Source organism: Lysinibacillus sp. GbtcB16 (assembly GCF_019091145.1).
GTDB classification, from domain to species: Bacteria; Bacillota; Bacilli; order Bacillales_A; family Planococcaceae; genus Lysinibacillus; species Lysinibacillus fusiformis.
Genome location: NZ_JAGXJV010000049.1, coordinates 1 through 1,720 on the forward strand (window position 1 = coordinate 1; position 1,720 = coordinate 1,720).

2 protein-coding genes are annotated in these 1,720 nt (G+C 29.9%); both read left to right on the forward strand.

Translation table 11 applies throughout. The features are described 5' to 3' along the window. A partial coding sequence (locus KVT27_RS23110) for a hypothetical protein (protein ID WP_217582018.1) occupies window positions 1–439 on the forward strand: 439 nt, incomplete at its 5' end. Beyond that, window positions 411–1,052, forward strand: a complete 642-nt coding sequence (locus KVT27_RS23115) for an HNH endonuclease family protein (protein ID WP_139893391.1) — start codon at window positions 411–413, stop codon at window positions 1,050–1,052. The genes KVT27_RS23110 and KVT27_RS23115, both read left to right, overlap by 29 nt. Window positions 1,053–1,720: the final 668 nt, after the last annotated feature.

Genomic DNA, 1,720 nt, shown 5'->3' on the forward strand with positions numbered 1-1,720 from the left:
AGAAACAAGCTTACACCCAAATTGGCAATATAAATATATATATGGTATTAGAGAAATATTTAAAAATTATTCGTCTTGTCATTTTGTTATGGCAACACACTCTCATTTTTTTATTGCAGATCTTGTGCCTGAGTCATCCTCTATTACTTCGATAAGAAAAGGAGATAATCATGAAATAATATCTGAATTACATGATGAGGAGACATTTGGTTGGAGTCCAGATGATATTCTTTACAATATTTTTAATATGAAAACGGCAAGAAACTATTATTTGGAAGAAGATTTGAGGAAATTACTATCATATATTTCTTCCGGAGATATTGAATATACAAGTGAGGTAAAAAGAATACTTAATAAACTAGAGAAATTATCTTTAAGACCAAATGATCCTCTGAAAGAGGTCATTAAAAATGCAAGGAGAAATTTCGAGAATGCTTAATTTAATTAAGAAGAATGTGAAGTTTTCAAGAGAAGAAAAAAGATATTTAAAGACTATTAATGTAACAGATGGGAAGGCATGGGATAAATCTACCCATGAGATGAAAAGAATCAAAGAAAGAGTTAAAAGTCATCTATATGATGTTCAAAAACATAGATGTGCATATTGTGGTACGCGCCTTAATGTTGGCGGGAGAGCAGAGATAGAGCATGTTGCTCCTAAGGGGGTTTCTTTATATCCGGAATTTACATTTCATGAAAAAAACCTTTTATTTGCCTGCGAGCATTGTAACGGTTCTTCAAAAAAGGGACAAAAAGATATTGTTATAAAGAAAGCAAAGTATTATCCAAGATGTAAGTTTTCGATAGTACATCCTTTTTTTGATGATCCCAATCAACATTATCAATGGGTAGAAGATATTCCAATATGTATTAAGTCTAATACCGATAAAGGTAAGAAGTCTATAGAAATATTTGAATTAGATAGCATATATTTAACTGAAAATAGAGCAAAAAGAGTTTTAGCAAGAAATTATAAAAGACATGTTTCTTTAACGCCCGCTCAGGAGTTAGAATTAGAAAAGGGTTTAAGTTTACTTCCTGATGATGATTAAAGTTGCTCTTACAATAGATTTTTTATTACTTATAGGTAAAGATTATTAATTATATTTAAAAATTATTATAAGATCTCCTATTAAAGCACTTTGTAGAGAGGAGATTCGACTTCCATTGTCATCACCATATGTAACTGTTTTGTGTCTTTATTGAAAGAACTTTAAAAACAAATTGAGCGTGAGTTTCAAACAGTATAGGGGCTTATATTAACTGAGTTAAAAAAGAATAGTTATGAATGCTTTATTCCAGATTCATTCTTGAACCTATCTAGTATTGAAACGTTACCTCCAAGATTAAACCGATATAAGAATTTAGGATTTGTTCGATTTAGAGATGAAATTAAAGATTCGTTAAAGCTTGGAAAAATAATAACGATGTGTTTTGGAAAGATTACAATATTATATTAAAAATAGATCAAAATATAATCCTTGCGGATATAGTAAATTAAAATATATACCAAGATCAGAAACTAGTAGCGCTTTAGCTTTACTTCATTAGTGATGTACACCTTAATTGTTACATATCAACAATTGAGGTGTAATTTTTTATGGTTAAATTTACACCAGGGTAAAAGTAAAGGTGTTAAGGGTAGTGATGGTGTAAAAAGAATAAAGGTTTATCCGAGCGTACTCCAACCGTGGATTAAACTATATAAGGTGGTGATTGA